The sequence below is a fragment of the Erwinia aphidicola genome (genome assembly GCF_024169515.1).
GTDB classification, from domain to species: domain Bacteria; phylum Pseudomonadota; class Gammaproteobacteria; order Enterobacterales; family Enterobacteriaceae; genus Erwinia; species Erwinia aphidicola.
Map to the genome: position 1 here is coordinate 183,446 of NZ_JAMKCQ010000001.1, position 17,397 is coordinate 200,842.

At 53.2% G+C, this 17,397-nt stretch carries 13 protein-coding genes; 2 read left to right on the forward strand and 11 right to left on the reverse strand.

The genetic code is table 11. The features are described from left to right. Positions 1-3 precede the first annotated feature (3 nt). The 8 genes from nuoH to lrhA all read right to left on the reverse strand — a co-directional run bounded on the left by nuoH (position 4) and on the right by lrhA (position 10,254). Positions 4-981 carry an NADH-quinone oxidoreductase subunit NuoH gene (gene nuoH / locus J2Y91_RS00710; protein WP_048915454.1) on the reverse strand — a complete coding sequence of 326 codons (978 nt, stop codon included), beginning with the start codon at positions 979-981 and terminating at the stop codon, positions 4-6. Then, on the reverse strand, positions 978-3,704 hold the full coding sequence (nuoG, locus tag J2Y91_RS00715) for an NADH-quinone oxidoreductase subunit NuoG (RefSeq protein ID WP_253536809.1): 2,727 nt from the start codon (positions 3,702-3,704) through the stop codon (positions 978-980). Before nuoG ends, nuoH begins: the two co-directional genes overlap by 4 nt. Positions 3,705-3,754: 50 nt before the next feature. Further along, complete coding sequence (gene nuoF / locus J2Y91_RS00720) at positions 3,755-5,095, reverse strand: NADH-quinone oxidoreductase subunit NuoF (protein ID WP_048915452.1); 1,341 nt, start codon at positions 5,093-5,095, stop codon at positions 3,755-3,757. Then, the gene (gene nuoE, locus J2Y91_RS00725; RefSeq protein ID WP_133623205.1) at positions 5,092-5,607 is read right to left on the reverse strand and encodes an NADH-quinone oxidoreductase subunit NuoE; all 516 of its coding nucleotides are present in this window, start codon (positions 5,605-5,607) and stop codon (positions 5,092-5,094) included. Before nuoE ends, nuoF begins: the two co-directional genes overlap by 4 nt. Positions 5,608-5,609: 2 nt before the next feature. Then, positions 5,610-7,409, reverse strand: coding sequence for an NADH-quinone oxidoreductase subunit C/D (gene nuoC / locus J2Y91_RS00730; protein ID WP_099754448.1), 1,800 nt, complete (start codon positions 7,407-7,409; stop codon positions 5,610-5,612). A gap of 119 nt (positions 7,410-7,528) precedes the next feature. Beyond that, complete coding sequence (locus tag J2Y91_RS00735; protein WP_048915449.1) at positions 7,529-8,203, reverse strand: NuoB/complex I 20 kDa subunit family protein; 675 nt, start codon at positions 8,201-8,203, stop codon at positions 7,529-7,531. 17 nt (positions 8,204-8,220) lie between these two features. After that, the gene (locus tag J2Y91_RS00740; protein WP_048915448.1) at positions 8,221-8,658 is read right to left on the reverse strand and encodes an NADH-quinone oxidoreductase subunit A; all 438 of its coding nucleotides are present in this window, start codon (positions 8,656-8,658) and stop codon (positions 8,221-8,223) included. 669 nt (positions 8,659-9,327) lie between these two features. Then, entirely contained in the window at positions 9,328-10,254 is a 927-nt protein-coding gene (gene lrhA, locus J2Y91_RS00745) for a transcriptional regulator LrhA (protein ID WP_048915447.1), read from the reverse strand. Positions 10,255-11,286: 1,032 nt separating this feature from the next. Here lrhA and J2Y91_RS00750 point away from each other — a divergent pair. Beyond that, a complete protein-coding gene (locus J2Y91_RS00750) occupies positions 11,287-12,504 on the forward strand; it encodes a pyridoxal phosphate-dependent aminotransferase (protein WP_133623204.1) in 1,218 nt (405 codons plus the stop codon). 59 nt (positions 12,505-12,563) lie between these two features. Beyond that, complete coding sequence (gene yfbR, locus J2Y91_RS00755) at positions 12,564-13,160, forward strand: 5'-deoxynucleotidase (protein WP_048915445.1); 597 nt, start codon at positions 12,564-12,566, stop codon at positions 13,158-13,160. A gap of 185 nt (positions 13,161-13,345) precedes the next feature. On the opposite strand, the gene J2Y91_RS00760 is transcribed toward yfbR, so the two are convergent. The 3 genes from J2Y91_RS00760 to J2Y91_RS00770 form a co-directional block, all read right to left on the reverse strand. Next, complete coding sequence (locus J2Y91_RS00760; protein WP_133623203.1) at positions 13,346-14,431, reverse strand: T6SS immunity protein Tli4 family protein; 1,086 nt, start codon at positions 14,429-14,431, stop codon at positions 13,346-13,348. Positions 14,432-14,502: 71 nt separating this feature from the next. Then, the gene (locus J2Y91_RS00765; RefSeq protein WP_133623202.1) at positions 14,503-15,603 is read right to left on the reverse strand and encodes a T6SS immunity protein Tli4 family protein; all 1,101 of its coding nucleotides are present in this window, start codon (positions 15,601-15,603) and stop codon (positions 14,503-14,505) included. Beyond that, entirely contained in the window at positions 15,600-17,267 is a 1,668-nt protein-coding gene (locus J2Y91_RS00770) for a lipase family alpha/beta hydrolase (protein WP_133623201.1), read from the reverse strand. The genes J2Y91_RS00765 and J2Y91_RS00770 overlap by 4 nt, the downstream gene beginning before the upstream one ends. Positions 17,268-17,397: the final 130 nt, after the last annotated feature.

Consider the following 17,397-nt stretch of genomic DNA (forward strand, 5'->3'; position numbering starts at 1 on the left):
CCCTTACTGCGCCGTGTACAGAATCACTGCGGCGGTCGCCAGCAGATTCAACAGCGTCAACGGCAGACAGACTTTCCAGCCGAACGACATCACCTGGTCATAGCGCGGGCGCGGTAACGCAGCACGAATCAGAATGAACATCATCATGAAGAATGCCGTTTTGATGGCAAACCAGAAAATCGGCGGCAGCCACGGACCATACCAGCCACCGAAGAACAGCGTGACGATCAGTGACGATACGGTCACGATACCGACGTATTCACCGACGAAGAACAGGCCGAATTTCATCCCGGCATACTCAATGTGGTAACCGTCGGCCAGTTCCTGCTCGGCTTCTGGCTGGTCAAACGGATGGCGGTGACACACGGCAACACCGGCGATGCAGAAGGTGATAAAGCCCAGGAACTGCGGGATCACGTTCCACAGATGCTGCTGGCTGTTCACAATGTCGACCATGTTGAACGAGCCAGCCTGAGCGACCACGCCCATCAGCGACAGGCCGAGGAACACTTCGTAGCTCAGCGTCTGGGCCGAGGCACGCATCGCACCGAGCAGTGAGTATTTGTTATTACTCGACCAGCCCGCGAACAGCACGGCATACACTGCCAGGCCTGCCATCATCAGGAAGAACAGCAGACCGATGTTCAGGTCCGCGCCCATCCAGGTGGAAGTCACCGGCACAATCGCCATCGCCAGCAGCAGCGAGGTGAAAGCGATCATTGGCGCAAGGGTAAAGATCACGCGGTCGGTGAACGGTGGGATCCAGTCCTCTTTAAAGAACATTTTGATCATATCCGCCACCAGCTGCAGCGAGCCGCCCCAGCCGACACGGTTTGGTCCGTAACGGTTCTGGAACAGGCCGAGCAGGCGACGTTCGCCGAAGCTCATAAACGCGCCGCAGCCCACCACGACAAACAGAATCACTAAGGCTTTTACGACGGCGATAATGACGTCGATAACTTCCGGTGTCAGCCAGCTCATTGTGCAGCCTCCCGCAGATTTTCAATGTCGCTTCCGGCAAGGAACGGTGGAACACCCGGCAAACCAATTGGCAGACCAACCTGCCCTGCCTGCAGGTTGCTGGAGAAGCGCACCGGCAGACGCAGGATTTCACCCTGGCAGTTAAATTCCACCGCAGCACCGGCATTTACGCCCAGTTTTGCCGCATCGTCCGGGTTCACCATCACGTAAGCCTCAGGCATACGCTGCTGAATAACCGGAGCGCGCTGCGTCATCTCTTCACTACCAAACAGGTGGAAGTATGGCACCACGCGCCAGCTTTCGGCGTTACCGCTGAAGGCAGCCGGCACATTTTCGAACCAGCCCAGCTGAGACTCACCCGCTTCGATCAGGCGCACGCCTGGATCGCCGTTGCGCAGATGTCCACCCACTTCCGCCTGGAATTTGTTCCATGCCTGCGGTGAGTTCCAGCCCGGAGCCCATGCAAATGGGATCTGCGAGCGCGCAGCGCCCGGCTGGTTGTTCCCTTCCATTGAGAAGGAGAACATGGTGTCTTTGTCCTGCGGCTGACGCGGTTCGTGCACGCTGATATTGGCGCGCATCGCGGTACGTCCACTTGAGCGGTGCGGCGAACGCGCCAGCTTCTGACCACGAATACGGAAGCTGGCATCCGGTGCCGCTTCTTTGATTCCGGCCAGCTGCGGCAGTACCGCCACGCAGGCATCTATGACGTGATCGAGCTGGCTCCAGTCCACTTCGCGGCTGTTGATGGTGCTCTGCAGCGAGTGCAGCCAGCGCCAGCTTTCCAGCATCTGAACTTTTTCGTCGTAGTAAGCCGGGTCATAAACCTGGAAGAAACGCTGTGCGCGGCCCTCCTGATTGACGACGGTGCCGTCGCTTTCGGCGAAGCTGGCGGTAGAGAGGATCAGACCGGCCTTTTCGCTGGTGGCAGTACGCTGGTGATCGAGCACGATCACGTTTGGCGTATTGCTCAGCGCGGCATCCACGGTGGCTTTCGGCAGGTGACGATAGAGATCGTTCTCCAAAATGATCACCGCATCTGCCGCGCCGTTTTCCAGCTCGGCCAGGGCGACGTCGAGCGAGTGACCGCCGATCATGCCAAGGCCAACGCTGTTTGTGGCACCCGCAATCAGGGTGATCCCCACATCAGAACCGCGCGCTTTCAGCGCTTTCGCCACGTTAGCGGCGGCCTGAATCATCGCTTCACTGCCGGAGTGAGTGCCGGAAATAATCAGCGGTTTTTTCGCACCGGCTAGCGCCTGCACGATCACATCAATTTTGCCCGCCAGTGATTTATCGAGATCGCTGACTGCCGGTGCGCTGGCGTCCAGCTCATGGGCGATGGCAAAACCTAAGCGCGCCTGATCGTCAACCGGGGCGCGATAGCTCCAGGCGGCGATATCATCCAGGCGGGTTTCATCCACGTTAGTGACGAACAGCGGATGTTTGGCGTTCTGACCGATATTGAGAATCGCAGCAATCTGCCAGTCCGCGACTTTCTGTGCGGCGGCCATTTCACGCGATTTGCCCTTCACGGCCTGACGCACGGAGAGCGCAACGCGCGCCCCGGTCTGAGTCAGATCTTCACCCAGCACCAGCACCGCATCGTAGCTCTCAATATCACGCAGCGCCGGGGTGTGAATGCCGCTGTCGCGCAGCACGTTGAGCATCAGCTCAAGACGCGCCTGCTCGCCCGCAGCGATACCGGTAGAGAAGTTTTCTGCTCCCACCAGCTCGCGCAGGGCGAAGTTGCTCTCCACGCTGGCGCGCGGTGAACCGATGCCGATCACTTTCTTCGCCTGGCGCAGCACATCTGCGGCTCCCTGCATCGCCTGCTCAGCGTTGAGCGCGATCCAGTCATCGCCGCGGCGCTGCATTGGCTGGCGCGGGCGATCTTTCAGGTTAACGTAGCCATAGCCGAAACGGCCACGGTCGCACAGGAAGTAGTGGTTTACCGTACCGTTATAGCGGTTTTCGATGCGGCGCAGTTCACCGTAGCGCTCGCCCGGGCTGGTGTTACAGCCGATGCTGCACTGCTGGCAGATGCTTGGCGCAAACTGCATATCCCACTTACGGTTGTAACGCTCGGAGTGAGTTTTGTCGGTGAACACGCCGGTTGGGCAGATTTCGACCAGGTTACCCGAGAATTCACTCTCCAGCACGCCATCTTCCGGGCGGCCAAAGTAGACGTTGTCATGCGCACCGTAAACGCCGAGGTCTGTACCATCGGCATAATCTTTGTAGTAGCGCACGCAGCGATAACAGGCGATACAGCGGTTCATCTCATGGGAGATAAACGGACCGAGATCCTGATTGCGGTGAGTACGCTTGGTGAAGCGATAACGGCGGAAACTGTGGCCGGTCATCACTGTCATATCCTGCAGGTGACAGTTACCGCCCTCTTCACAGACCGGACAGTCGTGCGGGTGGTTAGTCATTAACCACTCCACCACGCTTTCGCGGAACTCTTTCGCTTCACCATCATCGATGGAGATGAACGTGCCATCGGACGCCGGGGTCATGCAGGACATAACCAGGCGGCCACGGGTGTCTTCGGCATTTTGGAACTGCTTTACCGCACACTGGCGGCAGGCACCGACGCTACCGAGCGCCGGGTGCCAGCAGAAATAAGGAATATCAAGGCCGAGGGAGAGACATGCCTGCAACAGGTTGTCTGCACCATCAACATCATATTCTTTACCGTCTACATGAATTGTAGCCATAGTGAACATGCTTCCGTAAGGCCCGTGCGAACACGGGCGTTAAACTTTGCTTACCAGCGCGCCTTTAACAGGTTTGGCTGGATGCCGCTAATCGCGTGTGCGTTGCTGTATACCTGGGGTGCCATACCCGCTTCAAACTCTTCGCGGAAGTATTTAATGGCACTTTGCAGTGGCTCTACTGCACCCGGCGCATGCGCACAGAATGTTTTACCCGGGCCAAGCTGGCGGCAGAGCTGCAGCAGGGTTTCGATATCCCCTGGCTGCCCCTGCTTGTTCTCCAGCGCGCGCAGAATTTTAACGCTCCACGGCAGGCCGTCACGGCAGGGTGTACACCAGCCGCAGGATTCACGGGCGAAGAACTCTTCCAGATTGCGCACCAGCGACACCATGTTGATCTCGTGGTCAACAGCCATTGCCAGCGCCGTACCCAGACGGCTACCGGCTTTACCAATGCTGGCAAATTCCATTGGCAGGTCGAGGTGGGATTCGGTCAGGAAGTCAGTCCCTGCGCCACCCGGCTGCCAGGCTTTGAATTTCAGGCCGTCGCGCATGCCACCGGCATACTCTTCCAGAATTTCGCGGGCGGTGGTGCCAAACGGCAGTTCCCAGACGCCAGGATTTTTGACCCTGCCGGAGAAGCCCATCATTTTGGTGCCGGTATCTTCACTGGTGGAAATGCCTTTGTACCAGTCAACGCCATTAGCAATGATGGCCGGCACGTTGGAGAGCGTCTCAACGTTATTCACACAGGTCGGCTTGCCCCAGGCACCCGCTGATGCCGGGAAGGGTGGCTTGGAGCGCGGGTTAGCGCGGCGCCCTTCCAGGGAGTTAATCAGCGCGGTCTCTTCACCACAGATATAGCGACCCGCGCCGGTGTGCACGATCAGCTCAAAGTCGAAGCCCGACCCGAGGATATTTTTACCCAACAGACCCGCTTCGGTTGCTTCCGCGATGGCGCGGCGCAGGTTAGCGGCCGCTTCAATATATTCGCCACGCAGGAAGATATAGCCACGATAGGTTTTCAGCGCGAAAGCGGCGATCAGCATGCCTTCCACCAGCTGGTGCGGCATCTGCTCCATCAGCAGGCGGTCTTTATAGGTGCCTGGCTCCATTTCATCGGCGTTACACAGCAGGTAACGGATGTTCATGGATTCGTCTTTCGGCATCAGGCTCCACTTCAAACCCGTGGAGAAGCCTGCACCGCCGCGCCCTTTCAGACCAGAGTCTTTAACCTGCGCGACGATCTCTTCCGGCGCCATGGATTTCAAGGCTTTCTCAGCACCGGCATAGCCATTCTTACTGCGATATTCCTCAAGAAATACCGGCTGTTTGTCTTCACGCATGCGCCAGGTCAGCGGATGCATTTCGGCAGTACGCACGATCTGTCTCATTGATACTGCTCCAGTAAGTTGGCGATGCCTTCCGGCGTCAGATGAACGTGAGTGTCTTCATCCACCATCATCACCGGCCCCTTGTCGCAGTTACCCAGGCAACAGGTCGGCAGCAGCGTGAAGCGGCCATCAGCCGTGGTCTGGCCCGGCTTGATGTTCAGATTGGTCTCCAGCGCGGCCTGAATGCCCTGGAAGCCAGTGATGTGGCACACCACGCTGTCGCAGTAGCGGATCACATGGCGGCCAACCGGCGTGCGGAAGATCTGGCTGTAGAATGTTGCTACCCCTTCCACATCACTGGCCGGAATACCCAGCACATCCGCAATCGCGTTAATCGCGCCGTCTGGCACCCAGCCGCGCTGCTTCTGAACAATTTTCAGCGCTTCAATTGAAGCGGCACGCGCATCTTCGTAATGGTGCTTTTCATGCTCGATGGCGTCGCGCTCGGAGGCACTCAGCACAAAAGCCCCGGATTCATCGATCGTTTCGATCGCAATTCTTTGATCGTGCATAATTAGCGGTCCACGTCTGACATAACAAAATCGATACTACCGAGGTATACGATCAGGTCGGATACCAGGCTGCCGTTGATCACTGAAGGGATCTGCTGCAGGTGCGGGAAGCTAGGCGTACGCACGCGGGTGCGATAGCTCATGGTGCTGCCGTCGCTGGTCAGGTAGTAACTGTTAATCCCTTTGGTCGCTTCAATCATCTGGAAGGACTCATTGGCCGGCATCACCGGGCCCCATGAAACCTGCAGGAAGTGAGTGATCAGGGTTTCGATATGCTGCAGCGTGCGCTCTTTTGGTGGCGGCGTGGTCAGCGGATGGTCAGCCTTGAACGGGCCTTCCGGCATGTTCTTCAGGCACTGTTCCAGGATGCGCATACTCTGACGCATCTCTTCCATCTTCAGCATCACGCGGCTGTAAGCACAGCTGACCCCGTCACCGATTGGAATGTCGAAATCGAAGTTTTCATAACCGGAGTAAGGGCGCCATTTACGCACGTCAAAGTCGAGACCCGTCGCGCGCAGACCTGCGCCGGTGGTACCCCAGGCCAGTGCCTCTTCCATGTTGTAGGCAGAAACACCTTTCGAACGGGCGATCAGCACGGAGTTTTTCAACGCGGTCTGTTCGTAGGATTTCAGACGTTTTGGCAACCAGTCCAGCAGCTCGCGCAGCAGGCGCTCCCAGCCTTTCGGCAGGTCATGCGCCACGCCGCCAATGCGGAACCAGGCCGGGTGCATACGGAAACCAGTAATGGCTTCCACCACGTCATAAATTTTCTGGCGATCGGTAAAGGCAAAGAACACCGGAGACATCGCACCGACGTCCTGAATAAACGTTGAGATGTAGAGCAGGTGGCTGTTTATACGGAACAGCTCTGAAAGCATCACGCGGATGACATCCACGCGCTCTGGCACTTTGATACCGGCCAGTTTCTCAACCGCTAACACGTACGGCATTTCATTCACGCAGCCGCCAAGATACTCGATGCGGTCGGTGTAAGGAATGTAGCTGTGCCAGGATTGACGCTCGCCCATTTTCTCCGCACCGCGATGGTGGTAACCGATATCCGGCACGCAGTCGACGATCTCTTCGCCGTCCAGCTGCAGGATAATACGGAACGCACCGTGCGCAGACGGGTGGTTCGGGCCGAGGTTGAGGAACATAAAGTCCTCATTGTTGGTGCTGCGCTTCATGCCCCAGTCTTCAGGCTTAAAGGTGAGCGACTCCATCTCCAGATCTTCTTTCTGCTTGGTCAGCTCGAAAGGATCGAATTCGGTCGCACGCGCCGGATAATCTTTGCGCAGCGGGTGCCCTTCCCACGTCTGCGGCATCATGATGCGCGTCAGGTGCGGGTGGCCCTCGATATTGATACCAAACATCTCCCAGGTTTCACGCTCATACCAGTTGGCATTCGGGAAGATTTTGGTGATGGTCGGCACATTCAAATCGTTTTCAGACAACGCCACCTTGAGCATGATATCGCGATTGCGTTCAATGGAGATGAAGTGGTAGAAAACGGAAAAATCCGCCGCGGGTAAACCCGCACGGTGAGTACGCAGACGCTCGTCCATGCCATGCAGGTCATACAGCATGACATAGGGTTTTGGCAGCTTGCGCAGGAAATGGATAATCTCAAGCAGCTGCTCACGTTTCACCCAGACTACCGGAATGCCGGTACGGGTTGCTTGCACAGTAAAGGCGTCAGGCCCAAAACGATTACGCAGCTCGCCGATCACCGGGTCATCCTGGTGATCTCGGGTTTGCCATAACGGCTGAGCGAGATCTTGCGTGGTTAAATCTGTCATAAGTGGTTCACCATTCTGGCCTGTCATCCAGGCGCTCAGTGTTGGCGTCAGGTGGGTCGGCGCACGTTACATTGTGTTTTTTTTGCGCTGTTGCTGACCACATCCATAAACTGCTGTTTTTAAATTTCGTCAGGCGTGCGCAGATTCGTCACGGCGATACGCTCGGCATTCTTTCTGTCGCGCTCCGACTGCATATTGGCGCGATACACGCCCTGATCGCTGACAACCCACGACAGCGGGCGGCGCTCTTTGCCAATCGACTCCTGCAGCAGCAGCAGTGCCTGCATATAGGCTTCAGGGCGCGGAGGGCAACCCGGGATATACACGTCAACCGGCAGAAACTTATCCACGCCCTGCACCACAGAATAGATATCGTACATACCGCCGGAGTTCGCGCAGGCACCCATCGAGATCACCCACTTGGGTTCCAGCATCTGGTCATACAGGCGCTGCACAACCGGAGCCATCTTGGTGAAACAGGTTCCCGCTACCACCATAAAGTCAGCCTGGCGAGGCGAAGCACGAATAACTTCCGACCCGAATCGCGCCACGTCATGTACCGCCGTAAACGAGGTAGTCATTTCGACGTAGCAACAAGAAAGGCCGAAGTTAAACGGCCAAAGGGAGTTCTTACGACCCCAGTTCACCATGTCATGCAGAGCGTGTTCCAACTTGCCCATATAGACGTTTTGATGAACGTGCTTTTCCAGGGGATCGGTAACAATCTCCTGTTTTTGCAGGGGGTAACGGTCGTTCTCACCGTTCGGGTCTATGCGGGTGAGCGTATAGTCCATGTGTTTTTGCCTCGCTGTTACTGCTTGTGACGGTTGGCGTGCGAGATGGTGGTTGGTTTGACGTCAAACTGACGACGGGCAGGAGCCCAATCCAGCGCGCCAATGCGAACCAGATAAAACAGACCAGCTAGCAGAACCAAAATGAAAATAGCGGCTTCCACAAAGCCGACCCAACCGCTTTCGCGGATCGCCGTCGACCATGCGTAGAGATAGAGGGCTTCAACGTCGAAGATGACGAAGAACATGGCAACCAGGTAAAACTTGGCAGACAGGCGCAGTTTAGCGCTGCCCACCGAAGCAATACCGGATTCAAAAGGTGTATTTGTATGCCTTCCACGGGCTTTTCCGCCCAGGAACCATGCTCCGGCCAGCATTGCGCAGCAAAGGCCAATAGAGACGATCAGGAAAACAGCGAATGCCCAATGATGGGCGACGACTTCTGTGGTTGTTGACATACTCTTGCTTACTCACCAAAAGTGGCGTTTCGCGTCCTGCTCTGATAATTGGCAGTTAACACACCACATCGATTCAAGGGAAGAATGAAAAACCTGATAAATCTTACTGTCTTTCGCGATTAGGCAGTAATTTTATGTGGTTTTTTACTCCTTTAACTAACCTTTTGTCAACTTTGACAAAACTATCCGCACATTAATTTACACCCACAACACGAATTTAACATATGATGCTCAATAAGTGAGCTAAATCGAGTCAGTAGCATCATGTGAAGTTAGTGTAGCGGGTAAAACCTTGTTTGGATCGGGTATTTAACAACGCCTATTTTGGCAGGATTCACCCGGTTTTCCTGCCCCTTATTGGGGTTATTTTTTTGATCCAGAACACAGTTTGGTGTTTTATGCCGGTAAAACAGGCAACTTTTTTTGAGCAGAATCAATTCACTGATCGGACCAGAGTGGAGCGTGAGGGAGGAATTTTGGGTTTTTAGCTGAATGGGCGCTTTTTAACGCGCATAGCCAGATTAATGCCAAAAAATGGCCTGAGCTGGCATATAAATTTGCAACAAAAAGGCCCTTCAGCTTAATTTCTAACTGAAAGGCCTTTTTTAACCACTCATTTCGAAAACAATCGACTTTTAATGATAAAAGTAATCGTTTGCGTTTGGACGGTTATTCATCTTCGTCGGCGAAGCCTGCGGCGCTCTGCCCTGCAGTGATCAGGTTGTACGGATCGTTGCTGGACTCCATCGCGTTGAAGATTGCCAGCGCCAGCTCGTTATCGCTGTCCGGATTACGGCACAGCAGATACTCGGTATCCGGCAGCATTGGCAGGCCTTCTGCAGCACCCATTACGCGCAGCTCCGGGCTCATCATCTCCACCGGACGCGCAGTCACACCTAAGCCCGCTTTCACCGCAGCACGTACCGCAGCCAGCGTAGAGGCCACGTACGATATACGCCACGGGATGCCCGCTTCGTTAAGGTGATCGATCGCCATGTCGCGGTATGGGCTTGGCTCATCCAGCAGCACCAGAGGAATCGCTTCCCCACGCTGGAAGATGTAATCAGCCGCGCAGTACCACAGGGTCGGCGACGTACGCAGTACCTGCCAGGTGAAATTCATCGGGCTGGAGGTGGTCACCACCAGGTCAACTTCGCCCTGGTTAAGCATTTCCATCATAAATGGATTGCGCTTCACGCGAACGTCGATGGCCAGTTTCGGGTATACCGAGGTCACACGATTGAGCAGGAACGGTAAAATGGTATCAGAAGTATCATCGGAGGCACCGATGGTGAGCACCCCCTGAATGTTGCTGTACATCAGAGAAGTACAGGCTTCATCGTTGAAGCGCAGTATCTTTCTGGCGTAGCCCAACAGCTGAATACCATGTTCCGTCAATAACTTGTTGCGTCCATGCCTGGCAAACAGCTCTTTGCCTACCAATTGCTCCAGACGCTGCATCTGCTGGCTCACGGCGGATTGCGTTCTGCACACGGCGGCCGCAGCAGCGGCAAAAGTGTTCAGGTCGGCAACAGCCACGAAAGTTCTCAGCAGATCGAGGTCGAGATTAAGTATCGGACGATTTGCACTAGTCATGTTTTTCTTCACTTTATAAGTTTTTTACAAACAGCTACCCTGGTGTTATTACCAGTCTTATCAAAGGGATAAGACGATAACAATTGCGTAATGGCTACAGTGTTTAGCAATTAAAAATTACCCGATGCATTACTTACATTTGCAGACGATAAAGACTCTTCACCTCCAGCCGTCGATCCCGCTTGAGCCAGGATTTACTGCCAGAGTTAAATAGGTTCTTCTGTCTGATACATCACTAATGCACGCTGCACTAACCCATAAGTTGCAGGAAGCCGCGTCGTTATAGTTAATTAACACCGACGAAACTCAAAAAAGGATGAGTTGTGGTGCCGCAAGTCTAAAACAACCATTGAAAATTGAATTGCCAGATCGCTGTAGTTACAGCGCAAAATGTTAAGTACAACTTACTATTTAGGGTAATAAAAAGCGTTTTTTTATCACCCGGAGTACCTGCACGCACGGTGCAAAGTCTCCTGAGCATTATCCTGACATACTGTCGTTTACTTTTTAAGCCCAAAAGCAATTAAACTTATCACTAAAGCAAGATTTTATCGGCGACAGCACGCAATACCGGGCCTGGCCCTAAAAAATTTATCGTCACACGGGTAGCCTCAAGTTCCGATCCTTCTCTCCCCCCTCCCCCCTCAGATGCTGCCTATTCTTCAGCTATCGCCCCGACTGATTAAAAAACAGACAGTGAAATAAGCATATCTTCACAGTTTCTTAAAGCATCAGTACACCGTTTTTTACTGAATCAGCTAACAGAGTCCCTTTAGTGGAACGACTAATCATGCAGGCGCTTGACAGCGTAGAATCATTGCACAGATGTTAGTATCGGATTACACCCATTATGCAGCATGAAATATCAGAATATTCGGTCCTGACGTGCCCCCCTGCCAGCTGAGTGAAAAAACATCCTTTAACTCACCAAAGCCCGCTGTCGCCCTTCAAAAGCTCAGAGGAGAGGAGTACATTGTGCAATGTTTAGTTTTCCACGGCAGGAACGCAGTTCTGCCAGTCAAGGCGACAAAAATGACCCCAATTGATAAATCCAGCAAACTGGATAATGTGTGTTACGACATTCGCGGCCCGGTGCTGAAAGAAGCTAAGCGCCTCGAAGAAGAAGGTAATAAAGTCCTCAAGCTGAACATCGGCAACCCGGCGCCGTTTGGTTTTGAAGCCCCCGATGAGATTCTGGTGGATGTGATCCGCAATCTGCCAAGCGCTCAGGGCTACTGCGATTCCAAAGGGTTGTACTCGGCGCGTAAAGCGATCATGCAGCACTACCAGGCACGCGGCATGCGTGATATCACCGTTGAAGATATCTACATCGGCAACGGCGTCTCTGAACTGATCGTACAGTCGATGCAGGCCTTGCTGAATACCGGTGACGAAATGCTGGTTCCGGCGCCGGATTATCCGCTGTGGACTGCGGCCGTCTCGCTTTCAGGTGGCAAAGCCGTTCACTACCTGTGTGATGAGTCCGCAGGCTGGTTCCCGGACCTTGATGATATCCGCAGCAAAATCACCCCGCGCACCCGCGGCATTGTGATTATCAACCCCAATAACCCGACCGGTGCCGTTTACAGCAAAGAGCTGCTGATGGAAGTGGTCGAGCTGGCCCGTCAGCACAACCTGATTATTTTCGCCGACGAAATCTACGACAAAATCCTTTACGATGCCGCACAGCACCACTCTATTGCGGCGCTGGCGCCGGACCTGCTGACAATCACCTTTAACGGTCTGTCTAAAACCTATCGCGTCGCGGGCTTCCGCCAGGGCTGGATGGTCCTCAACGGGCCGAAGAAGCACGCCAAAGGCTATATTGAAGGTCTGGAGATGCTGGCCTCCATGCGCCTGTGCGCCAACGTTCCGGCACAGCACGCCATTCAGACCGCGCTGGGTGGATATCAGAGCATCAGCGAATTTATCCAGCCTGGCGGCCGCCTCTATGAGCAGCGCAACCGGGCATGGGAGCTGATTAATGACATTCCGGGCGTGAGCTGCGTGAAGCCAGACGGCGCGCTGTATATGTTCCCGAAAATTGACAGCAAGAAGTTCAATATTCACGATGACCAGAAGATGGTGCTCGACTTCCTGCTGCAGGAAAAAGTGCTGCTGGTTCAGGGCACCGCCTTTAACTGGCCGTGGCCGGATCACGTGCGCATTGTCACGCTGCCGCGCGTTGATGAACTGGATATGGCGATTAACAAGTTTGGTCGTTTCCTCAGTGGCTACCGCCAGCTGTAATGTTCTCCCCAAAGAGCGGCTCAGGCCGCTCTTCGCATTTTGTACCAGGGAAAATAATCATGACCCAAAGCCACTTCTTCGCCCACCTCTCCCGCCTGAAGTTAATCAACCGCTGGCCGCTGATGCGCAACGTGCGCACGGAGAACGTTTCCGAACACAGCCTGCAGGTAGCGATGGTTGCCCATGCGCTGGCGGTCATCAAGAACAAAAAGTTTAATGGCAATCTCAATGCTGAACGCATCGCCATGATGGCGATGTATCACGATGCCAGTGAAGTCCTGACCGGCGATCTCCCCACCCCGGTGAAGTATTACAATGCGCAGATCGCCCACGAATATAAGAAAATCGAAAAGATAGCCCAGCGTAAGCTGATTGAGATGCTGCCGGAGGAGCTGCGCTCCGCCTATGCTCCACTGATTGACGAGCATCAGCACAGCGAAGCGGAAACGGCGGTGGTGAAGCAGGCCGACGCGCTCTGTGCCTATCTGAAGTGTCTCGAAGAGCTGTCGGCGGGCAATAATGAGTTTCTGCTGGCCAAAGCTCGCCTGGAAAAGACGCTGGCACAGCGCCACAGTCCGGAGATGGACTACTTTGTAGAGGTATTTGTTCCGAGCTTTAGCCTGTCGCTGGATGAGATCAGTCAGGATTCGCTGTAACCCATCGGCAAAAACTGCGTCAGCGTGAGATTATGCAAATGCGGTAGCCATGGCAGAGCAGCAAAGAGTATGCAGGCCAGCGTTAACGCAACCTTGTGCGGGTAAATTTTCATGTTAAGCAACCTTGCACTGCTTTTAAACAGTGGCTCCCAGGAAAACCGGAGAGCCATATGTAACTCAATTAGTTATTTGTAGCGCAGTGAATTGACCAGTCGGTCCCAGATTTCAATCATCTGCGCTTCGCTGTAGCGCGTTTTTAGATACTCACTGCTGAGGCCAACAATAAGATTGGGTTTTTCAGGCGTGGCATCGCGCTCATTGGCATAAAGAAGAAAGTCATAATAAGTATTATTTTCATCTTCATGCGTCACCGGATTTGTAATAGTCTGATTTCCACCGAACAGCCAAGTCTCACTGGGAATGCCCCCAGGCGCAAGGGTCATTTTCTTCATGCTGTATTTATTGGATGTTTTCAGCGCTTCATTAATTTCCGCACTACGATTAAACAGAGTGTCATCTGAACCCTCTATCGTATTGTCCATTTCAGCACCAAAAACAAAATCATCATTGACATATCGGAAGGTGATTTTTTCAATGTGTTTAGCGCCATCATCCCTGATAAATCCGTTTGGTATACACACCCCTTTTTCCCTCGGGATTTCTTCATCCTTTCGGCCACTTAAGCGCGAAATCAACGATTGCAGTGCGGCCAGCTTGGCGGGTTTGGTGTTTGCATCTGCTTCAGTAAAACCATCAGCTAAATATTCAATTTTCTCTTGCTTATTTTTCTCACCAGAGAAATCCTGAATATCCGTAGTAATGACAAAGGCCACATGATTGACATACACATGGGCCTCAAGCTGGCGGTAAATATCTGGCGTAACCGACTCGTTATGATCATAAATCATGCCACGACCATCAGGTAAGGTAATGACTTCCTTCAGATAGGGGGCATCTTTGGCTTTATTTCCAGGTTTATTAATCGCGTCACGCAGTTCCTGCTCTCTCAGCCTTATCCGCTGCTGAAAGGCTGGCGGGTAGACCCACTTGCTGCTGATTTTAAAGTCATCGATAAAAATCATATCGTGCAGCTGGTTGTTAAATGACTGCGGCACATCAATGATATAGCGCCCGATGCACTGCGGTTTGGTCTCGGCAAACAGGGTGTTGATCACAGAACTCTCCTTCATCGGTGACGTGACAGCTTTAGCCTGGACAATAAACATGATGAAGGCCAGCGACAGCGCAACGCTGTAATGGAAAATTTTCATGATAAGCATCCTTGCACCGTTTTTAACAGTGGCTCCCAGGAAAACCGGAGAGCCATAATTAACTCAATTAGTTATTTGTAGCGCAGTGAATTGACCAGCCGGTCCCAGATTTCAATCATCTGCGCTTCGCTGTAGCGCATTTTTTTGTACTCACTGCTGAGACCAATATAAAAGTTGGGTTTTTCAGGCGTGGCATCCCGTTCGTTGGCATACAGGTCAAAGTCGTAGACGGTGATCTTTTCATCCTCGTTCGTCTGCTCATTTCTGAGATCTTGTGTACCACCAAACAACCACATTTCAGTGGGGATACCGTTAATGGTCCGCGCCTCTTTTTTAATGCTGTACTTATTGGAGGTTTTCAGCGCTTCGTTTATTTGCGCACTGCGATTAAACAGAGTGTCATCCGAACCCATAAACTTGTTATTTTCATATACACCCAAAATAAAATCATCATTTTCATAGCTAAATGTCACTTTTTCCATGTGCTTAGCGCCATCATCCCTGATAAACCCGTTCGGAATACATACCCCTTTCCCCCTCGGGATTTCTTCATCCTTTCGGCCACTTAAGCGCGAAATCAACGATTGCAGTGCGGCCAGCTTGGCGGGTTTGGTGTTTGCATCTGCTTCAGTAAAACCATCAGCTAAATATTCAATTTTCTCTTGCTTATTTTTCTCACCAGAGAAATCCTGAATATCCGTAGTAATGACAAAGGCCACATGATTGACATACACATGGGCCTCAAGCTGGCGGTAAATATCTGGCGTAACCGACTCGTTATGATCATAAATCACGCCACGACCATCAGGTAAGGTAATGACTTCCTTCAGATAGGGGGCATCTTTGGCTTTATTTCCAGGTTTATTAATCGCGTCACGCAGTTCCTGCTCCCTCAGCCTTATCCGCTGCTGAAAGGCCGGCGGGTAGATCCACTTGCTGCTGATTTTAAAGTCATCGATAAAAATCATATCGTGCAGCTGGTTGTTAAATGACTGCGGCACATCAATGATATAGCGCCCGATGCACTGCGGTTTGGTCTCGGCAAACAGGGTGTTGATCACAGCACTCTCCTTCTGCGTGATAGGCGGTTGTGTGGCGGCCACGGTCGGGGTAGCCAGCAGCATGCTGCTGGCCAGCAGCGCTAACATAGTAAATTTCTGGACAGATTTCATGGAACCGGGACCTCATGCACCATTTTCACAATCGCCCGCAGGGTAAATTGCAGGGCCGGTCGTTTAGAGATATCTTTCAGGCTGCTGACGTCATAGGCTTTCTGATGTTCAACTGCGGTTGCCAGCACGCTTTTGATGCTACTGCTATGGCGTATAGTGTTCAGTGATTCCACCGGCACCGTACCGTCACCCGGGGTGTTGGATGAGCCGAGTCGGTAGACCTGAGCACGCTGAAGCGGCAACGGGACTTCCCGGTAGTTATTGGGCAGTTTTAAGTCATTCTCACCCTTTTTTTTCGGGTAAACCTGGGTGATCCTGTTCCAGCTTAGCGTACCGTCAGAGTCTATTTGATCACCATAAAACGCATAGCTATTAGGGTGATAGGTATCGTCTAAATTTTCAATAAATGGTTTTACTACTTTACGAATACACCTGTTGTATTCAGCCCAGTTGCTCTTTATTACCGCTGCATCCTTATCGATAATATCGGCCTCATACAGGCGATACCACAGGGTTTTATTGAGGTAAATCTCGCCGAACGGGTCCCGGGTTTGCGGCAGTGCTATATCGCTGTCATCCTCATTAACTCCTTCCACCGTCAGCCATGGCGCGCCACCAAGGTATTTAGCCGAGGGCAAAAGCTGCAGCGGTGCCGGGGCGCGGGCTAACACCGGCATCAGCTCCTGCGCCGTACTGCCCAATACCGCCCCCGCCATCCCCTCCTGCCCCGCGCCGACTTTCATACGGCGGTACGCCGCCGGGGAACCGAGGTCAGGGATAACGCCGTGCACAATGCCAAGGATTTTATCCTTAGCCCCTAAAATCTGCGAGGCATAGCGCGCCACCAGCCCGCCCATGGAGTGAGTGACGATGATGACTTTCTCCTGCCCGGCGGGAAAGGCCATGCCGTGACCATGCTCATGTTTGTAGAGGTCAATCACCTCGTCGATATAGTTAACCAGCCCCTCGGCAGAAGTTTTATTATCCTGCAGCCAGTTATAGCCGTAGACATGGAGCGGCAATAAAAAATTCCGGAAGTGGTCAAGCTCCTGCTGAGTCATTACGGATTCGCCACTAATCTCGTCTCCTTTATCCTGCGACAGCGGCCTGCCCACCAGCTGGCTTAACACGCCGCCTTTCCCCCGTGCGGGCGTGGCGTAATTCACCAGGTCCTGCTGCCAGTCATCCAGCAGTGCCCCCTGGAAGACGCTTAAAAACTTGCCGTAGCTGAAGGATAAAATCTCGCCCCAGCCGCGTTCGCTGCGGGTTGGAAACATTTTTCCGTCATCGGATAACGGTGAATAGAAACTTTGGTCGATATCGCCACGGTTATCCACCTTAGTGGTATTGGGGTTTAGCAACTCCCGACGGTCATTGCCTTTTTTCCGCGCCCACTCCCAATACACCCCCACCTGACTGTCGCCGCGCCAGATAACGCTCTTCTTACCCTCATCGTTTGACATCAAATTCGTCCCCATCACGCCGGGGAGAAAAATCACCGGGATAACCTTAATCGGTGGCTGCAGCAGCACCGCCCTGGCATTCAATGATTTTTTCTGGTTCTGGATACCGTGCCAGTTGACCAGCCCGTGCTGGTCCCACTCCGGCAGTATGTAGGTCACATGCTGACCGTCACCGTTTCCCTGCTGTGTTTCTTCCGTCATTCGTCACGTCCTTTTTCCGTTCAGGTAGATACTTTCATTACGCTGCCGGGCAGCGGTCCTTTAGCTTTTTTTCGGCAAAGTCGCGCTGTGTGAATCAATATCGACATTATTCTGCGTTGACGTTTAACCC